The sequence below is a fragment of the Giesbergeria anulus genome, from assembly GCF_900111115.1.
In the GTDB taxonomy this organism is placed as follows: Bacteria; Pseudomonadota; Gammaproteobacteria; order Burkholderiales; family Burkholderiaceae_C; genus Simplicispira; species Simplicispira anulus.
On sequence record NZ_FOGD01000010.1, the window covers coordinates 47,218 to 64,127 of the forward strand.

General features: G+C 58.3%; 14 protein-coding genes. 5 read left to right on the forward strand and 9 right to left on the reverse strand.

All coding sequences use genetic code 11. From position 1 onward, the window contains the following. Positions 1–20: 20 nt before the first annotated feature. Together BMX55_RS12920 and BMX55_RS12925 are read right to left on the reverse strand one after the other, a co-directional pair. Entirely contained in the window at positions 21–2,411 is a 2,391-nt protein-coding gene (locus BMX55_RS12920) for a GspE/PulE family protein (protein ID WP_342707692.1), read from the reverse strand. Then, positions 2,401–3,180, reverse strand: coding sequence for an MBL fold metallo-hydrolase (locus BMX55_RS12925; RefSeq protein ID WP_091458367.1), 780 nt, complete (start codon positions 3,178–3,180; stop codon positions 2,401–2,403). Before BMX55_RS12925 ends, BMX55_RS12920 begins: the two co-directional genes overlap by 11 nt. A gap of 208 nt (positions 3,181–3,388) precedes the next feature. Here BMX55_RS12925 and BMX55_RS12930 point away from each other — a divergent pair, with 208 nt between their 5' ends. The 3 genes from BMX55_RS12930 to corA all read left to right on the forward strand — a co-directional run bounded on the left by BMX55_RS12930 (position 3,389) and on the right by corA (position 5,283). Continuing rightward, positions 3,389–3,748, forward strand: a complete 360-nt coding sequence (locus tag BMX55_RS12930; protein WP_091458369.1) for an HPF/RaiA family ribosome-associated protein — start codon at positions 3,389–3,391, stop codon at positions 3,746–3,748. A gap of 109 nt (positions 3,749–3,857) precedes the next feature. Then, positions 3,858–4,076, forward strand: coding sequence for a SlyX family protein (locus tag BMX55_RS12935; RefSeq protein WP_091458371.1), 219 nt, complete (start codon positions 3,858–3,860; stop codon positions 4,074–4,076). Positions 4,077–4,296: 220 nt separating this feature from the next. After that, entirely contained in the window at positions 4,297–5,283 is a 987-nt protein-coding gene (gene corA, locus BMX55_RS12940; protein WP_091458373.1) for a magnesium/cobalt transporter CorA, read from the forward strand. Positions 5,284–5,303: 20 nt separating this feature from the next. Here the strand turns inward: corA and BMX55_RS12945 are convergent, their stop codons facing one another. The 5 genes from BMX55_RS12945 to BMX55_RS12960 form a co-directional block, all read right to left on the reverse strand. Then, positions 5,304–5,855 (reverse strand): GNAT family N-acetyltransferase, encoded by a 552-nt coding sequence (locus tag BMX55_RS12945; protein WP_091458375.1) that lies wholly within the window; start codon positions 5,853–5,855, stop codon positions 5,304–5,306. Beyond that, a complete protein-coding gene (locus BMX55_RS16620; RefSeq protein ID WP_218144503.1) occupies positions 5,771–6,043 on the reverse strand; it encodes a hypothetical protein in 273 nt (90 codons plus the stop codon). The genes BMX55_RS12945 and BMX55_RS16620 overlap by 85 nt, the downstream gene beginning before the upstream one ends. 22 nt (positions 6,044–6,065) lie before the next feature. After that, positions 6,066–6,467, reverse strand: a complete 402-nt coding sequence (locus tag BMX55_RS12950; RefSeq protein ID WP_143059677.1) for a hypothetical protein — start codon at positions 6,465–6,467, stop codon at positions 6,066–6,068. A gap of 623 nt (positions 6,468–7,090) precedes the next feature. Next, the gene (locus BMX55_RS12955; RefSeq protein ID WP_091458379.1) at positions 7,091–7,597 is read right to left on the reverse strand and encodes a hypothetical protein; all 507 of its coding nucleotides are present in this window, start codon (positions 7,595–7,597) and stop codon (positions 7,091–7,093) included. After that, a complete protein-coding gene (locus BMX55_RS12960; RefSeq protein ID WP_091458383.1) occupies positions 7,598–8,062 on the reverse strand; it encodes a Panacea domain-containing protein in 465 nt (154 codons plus the stop codon). Between the two features lie 1,129 nt (positions 8,063–9,191). Here BMX55_RS12960 and BMX55_RS12970 point away from each other — a divergent pair. Next, a complete protein-coding gene (locus BMX55_RS12970; protein WP_091458387.1) occupies positions 9,192–9,455 on the forward strand; it encodes a hypothetical protein in 264 nt (87 codons plus the stop codon). A 121-nt stretch (positions 9,456–9,576) separates the two neighbouring features. Next, on the forward strand, positions 9,577–10,704 hold the full coding sequence (locus BMX55_RS12975; protein ID WP_091458389.1) for a helix-turn-helix domain-containing protein: 1,128 nt from the start codon (positions 9,577–9,579) through the stop codon (positions 10,702–10,704). A 10-nt stretch (positions 10,705–10,714) separates the two neighbouring features. Here BMX55_RS12975 and BMX55_RS12980 read toward each other — a convergent pair whose 3' ends face one another. Together BMX55_RS12980 and BMX55_RS12985 are read right to left on the reverse strand one after the other, a co-directional pair. Beyond that, the gene (locus tag BMX55_RS12980; protein WP_091458391.1) at positions 10,715–12,793 is read right to left on the reverse strand and encodes a two-component system sensor histidine kinase NtrB; all 2,079 of its coding nucleotides are present in this window, start codon (positions 12,791–12,793) and stop codon (positions 10,715–10,717) included. Further along, complete coding sequence (locus BMX55_RS12985; RefSeq protein ID WP_091458393.1) at positions 12,790–16,851, reverse strand: YhdP family protein; 4,062 nt, start codon at positions 16,849–16,851, stop codon at positions 12,790–12,792. Before BMX55_RS12985 ends, BMX55_RS12980 begins: the two co-directional genes overlap by 4 nt. Positions 16,852–16,910: the final 59 nt, after the last annotated feature.

Below are 16,910 nucleotides of genomic sequence, written 5' to 3' on the forward strand. Positions count from 1 at the left end.
CAGCAAAAGCTGGCCGCTGGTTATTTGATGCACACCAGCCGCACTTGGCGCAGGTCGGTCAGGCCCTGCAAGGCTTTTTCGATACCGTCCATTTTGAGCGTGCGCATACCGCTGGCTAGGCACGATTGCAGCAACTGTGCCACCCGTGAGCGCAATTGGATGTGCTCTTTGATGGCGTCATCGGCCACCAACAGCTCGTGCAGGGCCACACGGCCTTTGTAGCCGCTGCCTTGGCATTTGTCGCAGCCCACCGGGCGGTACAGGTGCAACTGGCCTTGGGCATCACCGTATTGGCTGCGCCAGCTTTGCAGCAAGGCTTCGCGCTGCTGCGGTTCGGGTTGCGCCTCGGTAGAGGTGTGCAGGTATTCATGGGCGCAGGCGGCCAGCTCGGCCTCGTCGGGCAGGTAGCTTTGCTTGCAACTGCACAACTTGCGCGCCAGCCGCTGCGCCAGCACCCCCAGCAGGGCATCGGCAAAATTGAAGGGGTCCATGCCCATGTCCAGCAAGCGCACGATGGATTCGGGGGCCGAATTGGTGTGCAGCGTAGAAAACACCAAATGCCCGGTGAGCGAGGCTTCAATGCCCATACTCACCGTTTCCAAGTCGCGCGATTCGCCCACCATGATGATGTCGGGGTCTAGGCGCAAAAAGGCGCGCATCACCGTGGCAAAGTCCACCCCAGCCTTTTTGTTGATTTGCACTTGGCGCAGGCCGCGCTGGGTGATTTCTACCGGGTCTTCCGCCGTCCAAATTTTGGTGTCGGGGGTGTTGAGGTGCTTGAGGATGGAGTGCAGCGTGGTAGTTTTGCCGGAGCCGGTGGGGCCGCAGACATAAAACAGGCCATAGGGCTTGGTGATGGTGCTAATAAGCCGTTGCAGGTTGTGTGCGCTCAGGTTGAGCTGCTCTAGCGGCAGCGGCTCGCCGCCGCGCAACAGGCGTAGCACCACATCCTCCACGCCGCCCATCGAGGCGATGGTAGCCACGCGCAGCTCAATGTCTAACGGGCCAAAGCGCCTAAATTGAATCTTGCCATCTTGGGGCTTGCGCCGCTCCGAGATGTCCAAATCGCACATGATTTTGATGCGCGTGACCAGCGGTGCGCGGTAGGCTGCCGGAATCTCAATGTAGGGCCGCAGGCCGCCATCAATGCGAAAGCGGATTTGGGTTTTTTCTTTGCCCGGCAGTGGCTCAATGTGGATGTCAGAGGCCCCCTGCTGGTAGGCATCCAAAATAATGCGGTTGACCAGCTTGACCAGCTCGTTGTCGGCAGCGGCAGAGACCAAGATCGAATCATCCACGCTGTCGTCGGGCGTGATGTCGCTCAGATCGGCCAACATCCGATCCACGCTGGTGTCAGTTTGACTGGGGTAGAGCTGATCGAGGGTTTGCAGAAACTCTTGCCGCGTTGTCACCACGTAGTCAATCGGGTGAGCCTGCGGGAACACCTGACCCACGATGCGGGCGCTTTGCACCGCTTCGGGGTCTAGGCACATCACTTGCAGGCCGTTGTGGCCCTCTTCCAGCGGCACCCAACCTTGAGCGAGCAAAAACTCGCGCTTTAAGGCCCCGTGCAATGATTCAATGCGCAGGCGCTGCGGCTCAAAGCCGACATAAGGCACGCCAAAAAATGCTGCCAAGCTGGCACCCATCGCTGCCACGGCCACGCCTTTTTGTAGCAGCATGGCTTCGCCCGGCAACCCCACCTCACGGGCCTGTTGCAGGCATTGGGCCAAATCGGGGGCCGTGATATGGCCCTGCTGCACCAGCCATTGGTAGCGCATACTGCCCGGAGGCGATGCAGGCGGGTGGCCGGTGGTGGCTGGGGCTGCTGACGTTGGCAGGCTCAACGGCTGCCCCCGGTGCTTAAAGGCAATAGCCAGGGTTTGGCACAGTTCGGCCACACCCTGTTCTGCGGCGTGGCTAAACGGAGCCCCGCTGCGGGTGTTGATAAGTTGCAGCACCCCATACAAGGTACTGTCTTGCACAATGGGGGCGGTGAGTAACTGGCGCGTCAGGTAGCCGGAGCGGCGATCCACTTCGGGCTGAAAATTCAAATCGGGCGCAATGCGCAGCAAGGCCGCCGCGTCGTGGGCATCGGCCACATTGACCAACTGGCGCTTGAGCGCCACATACCCGGCCACGCTGTTGTTGTTGATGCGCAGGCGGATGCTGCGGATGGTTTGCAACCCGGTTTTGATGCACGAAACAATGTAGCTGCCGTCCTCGGCCACGGTGTAGATGGTGATGCGGTCGGCACCAAACAGATCACAGATGGGCTGCGCCAGATCGACCATGATCTGCTCGATGCGCTCAGTGTTGTGAATGCGGTTGCTCAGATGTTGCAGGGCACGAAAAAACGCGCCCTCATCAAGCGCCGCAGGGGTGGCTTGGCCCATGGATTTAGAACTCAAAAGTTTGACCAGCTTCTAGCCAGAACAGGGGATATTGCTCGGCCAGCCCCAGTGCTTGTACTTCTGCGCGCAACAGAGCTTGTTCCAGCGGCTTGGTGTGGGTCAGGCCCAAACGCCAGCCCGGTTGCAACGGGGCTTGCAAGTGGGCCAGCTCTTGGGCCAGCACCTGTGGGCACAGGTGGGCACTGATCTGGGCCAATGCACTGGCGCGTTGGCTAAAAGTCAGCTCAATCACTAGCATGGCCAGTGGCAACTGGCGCAGGCGCTGCCAAAACGGCGGGTTGCGCTCGGTGTCGCCGGTAAACACCCAATAGCCCTTGGGGGTAGCCACGGCAAAGCCCACGGCGGGCACGGTATGGTGGGCGGGCAGCACCTCTATGCGCTGGCCGCTCAAAGTCAGCACCTGCCCCACTTCAATCGGGTGAAACTGCACCATTGGTTGCTCTGGTGACGGAATGACCGAAAAATCCGGCCAAATAACCCCATTGAAGATATGGTTGCGCAGCGCGGCAATGGTGGCGGGCAAGGCATGCACGCGCAGTGGCTGGCTGCGCAGTCCGGCCACCGCATCGAGCATCAACGGCAAGGCGGCGATATGGTCTAGGTGCGAGTGCGTGAGCAGCACATGGTCAATGCGCACCATCTCGCCCAAAGGCAAATCGCCCACACCGGTGCCGGCATCGATCAGGATGTGCTCATCGAGCAAAAAAGAGGTGGTGCGGGCATGTTGCGCAATGGCACCGGAACAGCCCAGAACCCGTATTTTCATAAATTTGCACGTGAGAACGGAAAGGAAAACACCCAGTCTGGGCCAAGCCACGCTACAGCAGCAAGCATTCTGGCACGACCGACGGGGCCTGTGGGCTTTTCCATGCAAGACGTCAAAAATCTGTCACTCAAGAGCAGAAAGGGGTGCGTCCTGGTTTACAGTGGTGTTGTCGGCACCGAGCCGACCGAAGTTCGAAAAGGAGATCAACATGCAAGTGCAGGTACACGCTAACGACCACATTCAAGGCGGTGAGTCTCTGGCCCAATGGATTCAGGCTGAGGCTCTTGAGCGGCTGGCCCGTTTCCGCGAGCACATCACCCGCGTCGAAGTGTTCCTGACCGATGTGGACGCCGGCAAATCCGGTGCCAACGATAAGCGCTGCCGCCTAGAGGCACGCCCCGCCGGGCGTCAGCCCGTCACCGTCACTGCCGATGGCGATAAGGTAGCCGTGGCTTTTATCAGTGCGGTAGATAAACTGATCCACGCTTTGGATGCCGATCTGGGCCGGGTCAAGGCCCGCCACGCCCGCGACACCATTGGCGCACATTTGCAGGACGACGCAGAGTAAACGGCACCGGCTGCCCCCGTACAGCCTAATGCCCATCTATCGCCCTGAAGGCGCAAGTTGCTGCGGCACTTGCGCCTCTTTTTTATGCCTATGCCTTTGTACCCAGCCCATGCCTTCTTGCCCCGACACCGACCAGCGTTTGATTGATTTAGAAACCAAACTGAGCTTCCAAGAAGACACCATTGACCAGCTCAATGGGGTGGTTTACCGCCAGCAGCAACAGATTGACTGGCTGCGGGAACAGGTGCAACGCCTAGGGCAGCAGCAGTCCGAAGCACAGGGCAGCGCGCCGCGCAATTTGCGCGATGAATTGCCGCCACACTATTGAGCCAGCGCGTGGCAGTACTGCTTTACACCAGCGCAGCAAACAGGTCACACCCCCATCACAGCCCGGTGCGATAATCGGGTTTTCCCGTGTTGCAGATGGAGATTTTTGTCATGGAAACCTACCCGAGTCGGTAGCTTTCAGCTCCTAGGCCAGGTGCCGGGGTTGAAAGCGTCCCCTTGTTTCACCCACACCACCCGCCTGTCCATTTTGGGAGCAAGCCATGCTCAATATTTTTACGCTGGCCAGTGGCCGCCTCGTACAGCAAGAAATCGAGGCGCTAGAAGACCTGTCGCACTTCAAGCCAATTTGGGTTGATTTGCAGTCGCCCACCCTCGAAGAAAAACGCTGGGTCAAACAGCATTACGGCCTGTCCATCCCTGAAGATGCGATGGACGAGGACATCGAAGAATCCGCCCGCTTCTACGAAGAAGACAACGGCGAGCTGCACATCCGCAGCGACTTTTTGATTGACGACGAGGAAGACCCGCGTTCGGTGCGGGTGGCTTTTATCCTCAACCTCATCAACCCCGACCTGCGCAGCAAGGGCGTGCTGTTCTCTATCCACGAAGAGGATATTCCGGTGTTTCGCCTGCTGCGCCTGCGGGCGCGCCGCGCCACCGGGCTGATCGAGGATGCGCGTGAAGTGCTGCTGCGGCTGTTTGATACCGATGCCGAATACTCTGCCGACACCCTTGAAGGCATTTACGACGATTTGGAAAAAGTCAGCACCCAAGTGCTCTCTGGCAGCGTGACCGACGCCCGTGCCAGCGAGGTGCTCTCGGCCATTGCGCGCCAAGAAGACTTGAATGGCCGCATCCGGCGCAATGTGATGGACACCCGCCGCGCCGTGAGCTTCATGATGCGCAGCAAGATGCTCAACGCCGAGCAGTTTGAGGATGCGCGGCAAATTTTGCGCGACATTGATTCGCTCGATAGCCACACGGCGTTTTTGTTCGACAAGATCAACTTCTTGATGGATGCCACGGTCGGTTTTATCAACATCAACCAGAACAAGATCATCAAGATGTTCTCAGTCGCCAGTGTGGCGCTGCTGCCGCCCACCTTGATTGCCAGTGTGTATGGCATGAATTTTCAGTACATGCCGGAGTTGGCCCAAGAATGGGGCTACCCCTATGCACTGGTGCTGATGCTGGCCAGTGCCTTGGTGCCAATGTGGTACTTCCGCAAGCGCGGCTGGCTGAAGTAAACCACGGCTGGAATGGGTTGTTATGCGCCATAGTGGGCGCGTGGCAGACGGTACAAACAGTGCAAGCGCAGCGAACTATCTTCAGGCACCTGAGGATGCTCAAAAGTGCCTGACTCGCACATCTGGAGCCTTTCCATCACGGCACGAGACCTGACATTCTTCACTGCCGTGAAGGACACGATTTCCTGAAGGCCAAGGGTCATGAAGCCGACGCGCAGTGCGCCCCGCGCCGCCTCCGAAGCCAAGCCTTGGCCCCAATGCGAAAAGGAAAGACGCCACCCAATTTCTACGCATGGCGAGAACGGCAGTGCTGCTGCGGGCGTGTGCAAGCCGACAAAGCCAATAAACTCGCGAGAAGCCTTTAACTCAGCGGCCCAAAACCCCCAGCCGCGCTCTCGAATCAAAGACTCGCAGCGGTCAGCGATTGCATCACTTTCGGCCCGTGTGAGCAGCGCAGGAAAGAACTCCATCACCCTTGCATCTGCGTTCAATGCGGCAAACGGTTCGCGGTCAGCGGGCGTCCACTGCCGTAACAAAAGGCGCTCAGTTTCGAACTCGATGGGATTAGCCATTTGCGACGGCATTGGTGAACCAACAACTCCGCCTGCTCAGGAGTGAGACGGATTTCTGAATAAAAATCGGAGTGCAGCGCCTTGAGCTGCGGAAAATCTCTAGGTGCCTCGGCGATGTACGCAAAGAGGTACTCGTCTTGGGCGTAGATGGCCTCGTGCCTATCGCCCGCATACATATCAAATGCCACAGCGTTTCTCTGGAATGTCAGATTAGGCGGCGTTTGCACGGGCACGACGCGCCACCACCCAATGAAAGGCAAAAATAATGGCGTCAATGAGCATGATGATGAGACACTTCACCAGCGTTTGAGATCCACCACGCTGCTCATTGGACAAGCTCCGCGCATAAGAATCTTCGCGCTGCTTGGTCAGCTCAGCCTCATGGGGGCGCTCTTTCTTCTTCTCATTTGGCCCGCAAAATCGGCTCTCGCCACAGCCGTTCCAAAAGGCATCATTGGTTTGGTGCTGCGTGTATTGCCAAGCGCTGATGGTGAAATCTGGTTTGGAAATTTCCAAGACGCTGTACCCCGCTATTCCAAGGGCTACCGCGAAACAAACGACCGTCACAAAGCAAACGGCGAGGGCATATATTTCAAGAATTGATTTTTTCAAAGGGTTGAGTCCTTTCTTGCGATAGCGGTGTATGTTGCCTAACGAACAAAGTAACCAGCGGCTTTAAGCCATCCGCTTTGACTACCGCGTTAGAACCAAACCCACAGATTAGTCACCTAAAGCCAGCAGCATAGCTGGAAAAACGAACCTACACCAGCACCAATAGGAAACTAAGAAAACCCGGAAAAGAACTAAGTTTTACGAAGATAACGTAGGCTTGGGATTAATTCCGTTTTTGCAACATGACCACAGCTATCGCAGAAAGCAACGTTAAACCATGTATCTCTACCTTTTGATGCTTCTTTACTTTCTTTGCTAACGATGTGCTCAATGCCTTCAACTCCGCATTCCGGAAAGATTAGATTTGCTATGATGATTCCTATGGTGAGATAAATGAAAATGCTAACGTAAAGGTAACCGGCTCTGTGCAATTTTATCGTTCAGCATCCGTTTGAAGTACCGGGTCATGCACATCGTGTTGCAAATATCTCTGTAACTTATTGATTTTTATGGAAATCATCGTAAATTCGATATCAATTGAATCAACATTTCACGAAATTGTGTATAATTCTATGGGTTATGCAGGGTTCACCCCTGCTGTTTAGCAGGGGGAGTACAATAAATTACGCGGGAAAGACCCTGTGCTCTCGATCAAGCAACACCAAGAAGAATGCTGCCTGCGACTGAAAACCATGTACCCGAAGTTTTTGGCTTACCCGAAGTTCGAATACATTTATATCAGGGGAGAGCATCTGCTTAACCTTTTTTAGGTGTTCGTCTCCAGCCTTCATATCGTCGATATCGTAACGTGTGTACCCTAGCCCAACTTTGTTTTCTCCTTTGCCGCCTGACTTGTAGACGCTATTCCAAGTGTGTGCACTGAAGGTGGCTAAGAAATTGGAAAATTGAGCCAACTCATCTTTCGTCCAGTCTGAAAAGCACTCCCAATCCTTCTGGAAGTATTTAAGAACAACATAAGGATTCTTATCGCAGACCCCTTCTCGCGAACCATCTTTTTTGTATAACGGAATATCAAATATTTTCCGTTCAAGATCAGTTGATGCACTTCCATTGTTTATGGATTTTGCTTCATTATTGATCTTTGTCTTGGGAATGGATTTTTTAACCATTTACTGTTCAGAGTATTTCTTCTCAAAATATTCTTTAATTTTCACCTTCGGAATTACGGCCTCACAACGAGCCTCGGGGGCGATATCACCGCGCGCAGCAATCCAAGGCTCATCTTTATGAGTCATCGCTTCAAGTGTTTTTGCAGGAAGTTCGCCGTAGGCGTCATAAACTTGATTTAAGACATCTACGACTCCTTCTGCCACTTTAGGAACCTCTTGTTCTTGAGGAACAGGGAGAGTATTCCAACCATACGTCTTGAATTCGTGGAAAACCTCTGGAACAACTGGGCCATGCGCCCATGCCTGCATTTGCTCACCAAATAGTTCATTGCCAGTAATAACCTCAGTCCAAGCTTCTGCGTAGTAGAGCAGTTTTTGAACTTTCAAATGAGTGAGGTGGTCACCAGATTCAGCAGCTTTGGCAATAAACCAATTGGCAATTTCAGTCGCATTATGTAGAGCCATTATTCCTCTCCTTGTGTTCAGTATTATCGTTTGTCACGAATGTTATCTGAGCGTCAATTTGTCTGAGACATGGATCATATGATCAGAGTCCTTGCCGCCTAACGTGGAAGTTCAGCGGCGCAGCGAAGCGGAGTCCGCTGCAATGCAGGGTTAGGGGAGCAGATGGTTAAAATTACGAAATTCCCAAAGTTCGCCTAGCGATTTGAACATCTTGTGGCGTGAATAGGTTGGAGTTTGAAATGACGATTGATTCTATGGACGTCAAGCCTTCACGGTGGAGTTCCCAGCCATTTGCCAAGTTATCTTGATTCCGAATTAGCCTTTGCATGAAGGCGACCAATTCCACGTCCGTCTGATATTGCCGCCAATTACCGAGCCGGTTCGCTGCACCTTGTCCGAGCCTCTGCCTTGTATGCTCCTCGCATTGTGCAAGCTGATCTCGTATCGACATCTTTTTCCCCTCTGATAGTGCAAATTGATATCGGAATGCTGTTGACACCGAACAGCCCCTAACTAGGATTAGACGACAGTCCTGCACTGGCTCATCGTCGCATAAAATTGCACCATCCTACTCCACCCATAGGTAAACTGCAATTCCCAGCTGTTTAGACAAACCTAAAATTTCCCAGATGCCGGTCTTGCCTGACACCGGCCCACACTGCTGGCGCGTATGCACATTTATTGTGCTCAGACAACATTACAGCACCCGTACAGCGCAATTTTCTGTGAATGGGGTACATTGTTTCATTTGGTTTCATTAGAAACATTATTCGCAAGGGACGGAGCGTTCTTGAGCCGTGGGATTGCTGGCAGCATTGCGCATGGATGGCTAAGCGACAGGGGCTTGCCGCCACCCGCTCCTAGCCGTTAGACTTACGCTATCCCGCAAAAAAGGCGGGACACGGGTCGGAAGCCCGAGTTCACTTGGCGCAGCAGCCGCATCCTCTTCATGGGGTGGCGGCTTTTCAGTTTTCTCATGCTGCGCGCATGGCCCCTGTATGGTGGGCCGTGTGGGGACGCCTGTGAGGGCGTGCCGGTTCCAAGTGCCGGTCTTCCGACCTCACACGGTCTGCCACCCATTGCCGGAAGCGGTGGATGGCAGGTTTGCCTCGTTCACTTGGAGCCAATCATGGCTGACACCTTTTCCCCGAACACTGCGGCCCCGCCGCCGGGCATCTTTCCGCCCTTGACTGCACAGGTTTTACAGCAAACCCTGCACGCACTGCACACCTTGTTGGCAGAACCACCGCACAGCCGGGCTGGCTCTTGGTGCCAGCAGCGCCAGCGCGCTTTGCTATGGCGCAACCGCCAGCGCTTGCAACTGTTGGCCGGTTTCCGGGCCGATGGCAGCACCGATTTGCTGCATGAGGCGATGGGCCTAACCCAGCCCTAAGCGCAGCGCCCTTCTCGCGCTTTTTCTCTTTGCTTCCCGTTGTCTGACGGCTGCCCTGTGCAGCGGCCAGCGGGTGTGCGCTTGTGTGTTTTGTGTTTTCTCTGTTCGGAGAGGTCTTGCCATGACCGAGATGTTTTCTATCGCCCGTGCCAGCCTACGTATGGGCCGTGCCACTTGGCATATTGCGTTGCCCAGTGGGGCCAAGTTGGTGTTGCTGTGCATCATTAGCCACTTTAATGACGCCCAAGGTTTTGCTTTCCCGTCGCTGATGCGCTTGGCCCGTTTGTGTGGCTTGCACAAGCGCACGGTGCAAACGCATATCACGCTGCTCACGCAAAGGGGCGTGCTGCAAGTGGGCAAGGCCCCCGGCCTGTGCTGCCATGTGTACCGCATTAACGAGGCGGCTTTGGCAGCGCAGCCCAGCGCCACAGACGATGCCAGCGGTGCAGAAAATTTCCCCACCGAGGTGGTATTGGCTGCTCCCGCAGGTGGCGATTTTTCCGGCCCATGTGCAGAAATCACCACCCAGAACGGTAGCAACAGAATTCAACAGAAAAAGACAACGGAGCCACCGGCCCCACCTTGCCCTGCGCCACCACCACCACCTCCTCCTCCGAAGATGGAATCGGCTTCGCCTTTACCCTTGCCCTCTTCATCATCTTATTTATTTTTGCAATCCTTGCACAGCCCGCAAGACCAAGCCGCCTTGCAGGCTTGGCAACAGGTGCGCCGGGCCAAAGGCCGCCCCGCCTTGCCCAACGCGCTGCAATGCCAGCAATTGCTCAACCATGCGGCCACCGTGGGGCAGTCTGTCGGCTGGGTGGTGCAGGTGATGGCGCTCAACGATTGGGCCTCGTTTGATCCGGCGTGGCTGCATAACCAACGCCCTGCGCCACGGTTGCCCGCAGTAGCAACCCCGCCCCATGCAGTGGCACCACAGCAGCCCCCAACGCAACCTCAACCCCAGCGGCCAGAACCGCCCCCAGTCACCCCAGAAGAGGTAGCCCAAGCCAAAGCCCGCATGGCAGAGTTGTTAGCGCAATGGCGTGGCCCTGCTGCCACGGTGCCCGATACCGGCCCCATCGTCCCCTGCGGCATTGCGTGGGCCGACAACATCATTGCCAGCGCCGTGCGTGGTGAGACAGTGGGTTATGCGGCGCTGGACTTTGCCTGCTCGGTAGCCAAGGTGTCTAGGCATGCTGTGCGCGCCGCAGCGGCTGTGGCAGCGGCAAACCCTGACCAGCCATGATCTTTGACCCCTATTTTTCTGCTTCGGGCGCAGTGGTGGGCAGGGTAAAGGTAAATACCGTGCCACGGGGTTGGTTGTGGGCAAAAGCCAGCGCGCCGCCGTGCTGCTCCACCACGGTGCGGCACAGGCTCAGGCCCAAGCCCATGCCTTCGGGCCGAGTGGTGAAAAACGGCGTAAATAGGCGCTGGGCTGCTTCGTCACTCAGGCCCACGCCGATATCGGCCACGGCAAACGCTAACCAACGGCTGCCAGCGCGGTCAGGAGCGCGCTGTACCTGCACCAGCAGCACGCGGGCATCGATGTCAGGGGCGTCCATCGCCTGCATGGCGTTGCGCGTCAGGTTGAGCAGCACCTGCTCGACCATCGTGCAGTCACACCACAGGGGGGGCAGTTGGGGTTCTACCTCCACCTGTACCCGCACGCCCAATTTGCGCGCTTGCAACTGCATCAGCGGCAGTACGGCGTCGATCAGTGTTTTAGCAGCTACGCTTTCACGCGATTGGTCGCGGCGGCGCACAAAATCATGAACACTTTTGATGATGCGCCCGGCACGCTCGGCTTGTTGGGCAATGCGCTGCATGGCAACGCGAACGTCTTGCAGGTCGGTATTGGCTTGCGGCGGCAAGACTGCGCTCGCTTCGGTCTGGATGGCTTGTAGCAGGTTAAGTGAGCCATTAGCGTAGCTGGCAATGGCGGCCAGTGGCTGGTTGAGCTCGTGGCTCAGTAGCGAGGCCATCTCGCCCACGGTAGCCAGCCGGGCCGTGGCTTGCAGGCGCTCTTGCGAGGTGCGGGAGATTTCTTCTACGCGCTTTTGCTCACTGATGTCCAAAAAGGCACTCATCCAGCCGGTGTGCTTGCCCACGGCATTGATGAGGGGGGCCTCGATGATGAGCACCGGAAAGCGCCGGCCATCTTTGTGCATAAATACCGATTCCACGCCTTCGCGCGGCGGTATTTGGCCTGCCAAATGCTTGGCATAGCGCTGGCGGTATTCTTCCACCAGCTCCGGCGGCCAGTAGGGGGCAGACACACTTTGGCCCAGTAGCTCGTGGGCCTCAAAGCCGACCATCTGGCAAAAGGCCGGATTCACATAGGTGATGCGCCCTTGCAAGTCGCGGGCGCGCAAGCCGGTAATGAGCGAGTCTTCCATCGCCTTGCGAAAGGCCAGTGCATCGGCCAAATTGCTCTCGGCGCGCAAGCGGCGGCGGTTGTCGCGCACCAGCACCACCAGCACCGTGATCAGCGCAATCGACATGGCCGTGACCAGCGCTGTGAGCACGTTGGGAAAGACACTGGGCGGCGTGTGCCAACGATCCATACGTAGCACCAAGGTGTTGCCGGGCAAATCGAGCAACTGTTGTGCCGTAAAGGCGCGGCCACCCCGGCGTGCGGTGCCCACCATCGCCAACCGGGTGCCATCGGCCTCAGTAAAAGAGACCTCTTGGCGTCGGGCCAAAGAGTGGCCCATCAGTTCAGCCAGCACCGACTGCAAATGGTAGCTAGCCACCAGATAGCCCGCATCCTTGCCTCCAGCAACCAAGGGCAGGCACAACTCAATCACCTCGGCGCCTAGGCCCTGACCATACGGTAAAAAATAGCTGCTGGAGTAGACTGGCCCGTTTAAGCGCCGGGTCTTGGCACAGGCTAGGGCGGTATCGGAGTGGCTGTCTGCACGCTGGCTTGGCATAGCTTGCTGCGACAAAAAAGGTGATTCGACTTGACTGCGCAGCATCAGGTTGGGCGCACGCCACTCAATACGCACCAGCTCGCGGTGTTCGCGCAGCAACTGTTGCGCCTGCGCTTGCCATTGTCCAGTGGCAGCCACGCCAATTTGCAGCGCTTGCAGATTTTGCAAGTTACGCGCTAGGCCAGCGCGAATGTCGGTCACGGCATCGGCGGTATCGCGCTCTAGCTGGTTTTGCACCATGCTGGCCTCATAGCGTCCGGCCAGCCACACCAGCGTCACCAGCACAGCAGCCACCAAGGCCACCAGCAGGCTCCACAGCGACCAGCGCCGCCACGCACGCCGCCAGTACTGACGCCACCAAGCCCAGCTCAGGCGCTCTAAAGGTAAAGGGATGATACTCATGGCCCAGCCTCAGCAGCAGGTTTACTCTGGCGCGGTATGCGGCTGACCTGAGGGTCGGCCCAAGAGCCATCGATGCGAAACTCTTGCGTAGCCGCTGCCATCAAGGGGCCGCGCAAAAACACCTGCGCTAAAAAGCTGCCCAGCCCCACCACCGGGTTGATGGCCGTAGCCACCAATGAGGCGGTCATGGCGTTGATCTCAGGCACCACCACCACATGCAGGTTTTGGGTTTCGTGCTGGATGTTGGCGCTGCCCTCCATCAGCACGGCGGCATTGACGCCCTTCATTTGCAGGTTATTGCTGGTAGCCACTCCTTGCTCGATACGCACATCGCCCCGAACAAAATCAAAGGCAAAGCCATCGCTAAACACATCCCGAAAATCCAAATTCAAACGCCGGGGCAGCGATTGCAAACTGAGTACACTGAGCAGTTTGGCCAGCCCCGGCTCGGCTTTCAGGAACTGGCCGGTTTCTAGGTCTAGATGGATTTGCCCGGTCATGCTGGGGTAATCTGGCTGCGACGGTATGCCGCGCCAAGCCACTTGCCCAGCCATACGGCCTTGGCCCTGGCGCACCACATCGGCCATCCCTAAACGCGTGAGTAGTTGGCCTGCATCCCGAATATCCAACGTAAAGTTGAGCGCCGTGCGCCGCAATGGCCTAGGTATGTTGGGGGCTACCCCCAACAGCGCCCAGTTGCCGCTGGCGTTGAACGTGGCCTCTGGCATATCCAGTGCCAATTGTTGCAAGCGCCATTCGCTGGCGGCACCGTTGCCGCTGCGGTTGCTGGCCTGTACTTTTAAACGTCCAAGGTGGTGTTCGTGCAGCTCAAAGTTGTCCACCACGATGTCCAGTGCGGGCAGGTGGCCGGGTTGGGCATCCAACAATGATTCGACTTGGGCGGGGGTGCTTTGTGGCAGCTTGAGGCGCGCCAAGCGGGCAAACAAGCGGCCCTCGGCACCGGGACGGTATTGGGCATAGCCACTGAGCTGATCGGCCTCTAAATTGACTTGCCAAACCCCACCCTGCTGCGAGCCACCGGCCACCACGTTGTGCAGGGTGCGCCCCTGCACCGTCAGTTCGCGGGCGCGCAAGGCCAAGGTCTGGGGCAGGTAATCCAAGTCGGGGGCCACGCTGCTGGCACCCGCCGCCGCAGAGGCCCCCGGCATCGCGGCCCACGCCGCCTCCCACGCATCGGTATCGAGCTGGGGCAATTGCACATTAGCGGCCACGCCTTGAGCGGGCAGGGCGGGGGCTTCATCGGCGGGCAGACCCAAGGCAATGCTGCCACGCAACACCTTGGGCTGCGGCCCGCTGATGTCGCGCACATACTGCACCTGCCCCAGCGCCCCCCATTGCACGCTCAGTTGTTCATGCAGGGGGGCGTCAGGCACTGGAGGGGCGGCCAGCAGTTTGGTTTCTAGGCGCAAGGGCACGGTGCTCTCTGGTGGTTTGCCCAAGGGTGCGGGCAGGTGCAAAGCCATGCCTTGCAAGTTGCTTTCGATCAGAAACTGAGGAATATCTCGGTGCAGGGTCAGGGCCAAGGTGTAGGGGGCGGTGCCGCTGGCATGGTGGGCCAGTTGCGCCAGCAGCCCCAATTCTGGGGCCTGTTGCAGCCCAGCTGCCGAGACGCTGCCGTGGGCGTGCAGTTGTAGGGCCGATGGATCAACACTAGCGCCTGCCGGTGGCGGGCGCATGCCGCCTTCCAGCCGCACCTCGCCGCCCAGCGCTTGGGCCTGCACGTTGCGCAGGGCAAAGCTGTTTTCGGTAAATTCGACCGCACCACGGGCACGCGACAACAGGGGCGTACTGGGGGTGATGCGTACCTCGTTGCCCGCCAATACCACCCGGCCCTGCACCTTGGCTTGGTGCAGGGCGTCGATAGGTAGCCCCAGCTTGAGGTGCAGATTGGCAATGCCGCTACCACTGGCTTGGGCCAAGGCGTTGCCCATCAGCCCTTGTACTGGAGAGTCCCGCAAAAACCCCAGCAGCTCCGGCAACGGCCCTTTGGCTTGGGCGCTGACGGCCACCACGGTATGGCTCAGGTCGGGGATATGCGCCTGCACTTGGCTCAGGCGGGTTTGTTGCAAGCCCGCAAAACCACCGCTGGCCCCTTGCACCCGCATAGATGAGCGCTCAAACACCAGCTCACCGGCCAGCCCAGTCAGGGCGGGCCAAGGCAATTCACCCGCAGTTTGCAAATGGGCAGGCACATAGGCATAGGTCACGCCCTGCACCTGCGCTGCAATGCGAAACTCGCCCTGCCGGGGATCGTTAAAGGGCATGTCGTGCAAATCGCCCCGCACCCGAAAATCCACATGGTTGGACGATCCGGCCACCACGGCATCGCGCACATAGTGGCGCGCCTCTGCTGGAATCGCCAAGGGCAGGTAGCGGTGTACCCGCGTGCCATCGGCTCGGCTCAGATTGCCACTGAGATCGAGCACCCCCGGAAAGCGCGAACGGCTGCCAGAGCGGGCGGGATCGCTGGTGCGCCAACTAGCGCGCAATGTGCCTTGGGCATCGGCATTGGCAAAACGGGTGTTGTCCACCTGCACCGCCAGTTGCTCTTGGGCCACTTGCCAGCGCACCGTGCTACTGAGTTGCTGCAAGGGCAGCCAAGGGTCTTCAAACACACCGGGCAACACCAAAGCCCCATCGCTGATGAGCACGCTGGCCTTGCCCCCGGCTTGGGTCATTTCTACCTCGACGTTGGCCCCACGCAGGCCCAGTGGGGCGTCGGGTGCCAACCCTTGGCCGGGCAGCGCTGGCGCAGCCGCCAGCGCCAGCCCGCGCACTTGGCTACGCAAGTGGTAACTGTGCAAATCGTCGGGACTACCCTGCCAGCGCGCTTGCAGCACATCTACCAGCCCCTCAGGAGCATAGGTTTGCAACGCACTATGGGCAGAAGCAGGCAAGGGCAGGCGCGTGGCAATGCGTGCCAATGCGGCCAAGTCGAGCCGGTCGGCTTGCAACTCACCTTCAGCCAAACGGCCTTGGCCCGCATCGGTATAGCGCAGGCGCACATTGCCACCGGGCCAGTGCAAGCCATCGTCGGTAACGAACTGCAAATTTTGCGTGTGCAACTCTAGCTTACCGTTGAGTTGGCGGCCCCCCAAGCGCCCTTGCAACATGGGCAGCACCAAGGGCATTAACCCCGGCGCAGTGGTAGCTTGCACATCTGCCAGCGCTACATCGGCCACACCGCCCATGAGCTGGCCGCGCTCTATATCGAACCAAGCGCGCAAGGCTCCTTGGCCTTGGGTGACATCCATCCCTAAGTCAAGGTGATGGCGCAGGTGCGAGACGTCTACCCGCGCAAAATTGGCAAACAACTGGCCGCTCCACTGCCGCCAGCCTGCGCTGCGGCCCAGCAAAAAAGGCTGACGAAAGCGCCCAACGATGCTAAAGCGCTGGCCCCATTCTGGCGGGGGCGTGGCGTCTAGGCGCAGTTGGTGCCGCCAAGCACCATTGCGCAGCACCACGCTCACATCTTGCAAGGCCAGTGGCGGTGCGCCGCGCACTTCATCTGTCCAGTGCAGGCTGCCGCCCTGCACCACCACCTCGGGCTGAGAGAACAGCCAATCGGCCCCAGCGCTATCGGTGGTGCTGGTGTCGGGCAGGGCCAAGCCTGCCACCCACAGACGCCCATCGGCAGTCCGGCGTACCTGTAGCTGCGGCTGCTCGATATACAGTTGTTCAAACCCCAGCCGCCACAATGAGCGCGGCGACAGCGCCAGCACCACGCGTGGCAAGCGCAGCGCTGGGCGCTGCTGGGCGTCTAACACCACCACCTCGCGCAACTCAATGGATGGCACCAGCCAGCCCCGGCGGTCAGCGGCTACGGCACCAATCTGCACCGTGGTGCCCAGCATCTGGCTGGCCTGTTCTTGCAGCGGCACACGGTAATCACTAATTCGCGGCACAATCCAACCGTGCAGCACGGCCCAAGCCAGCACCAGCAGCAGCACTGCCAGCAGACACAAACGCAGCACCCACCGCGCCCATCCGGCCATCCAGCGGATCAGGCGTGTAGAGGGCAAAGCGGGGTCATTCATGGTGGGTGGGGCAGAGGTGGCGGAATTATGGCCCGCAGCTACCGCCGGGCTGCACCGTA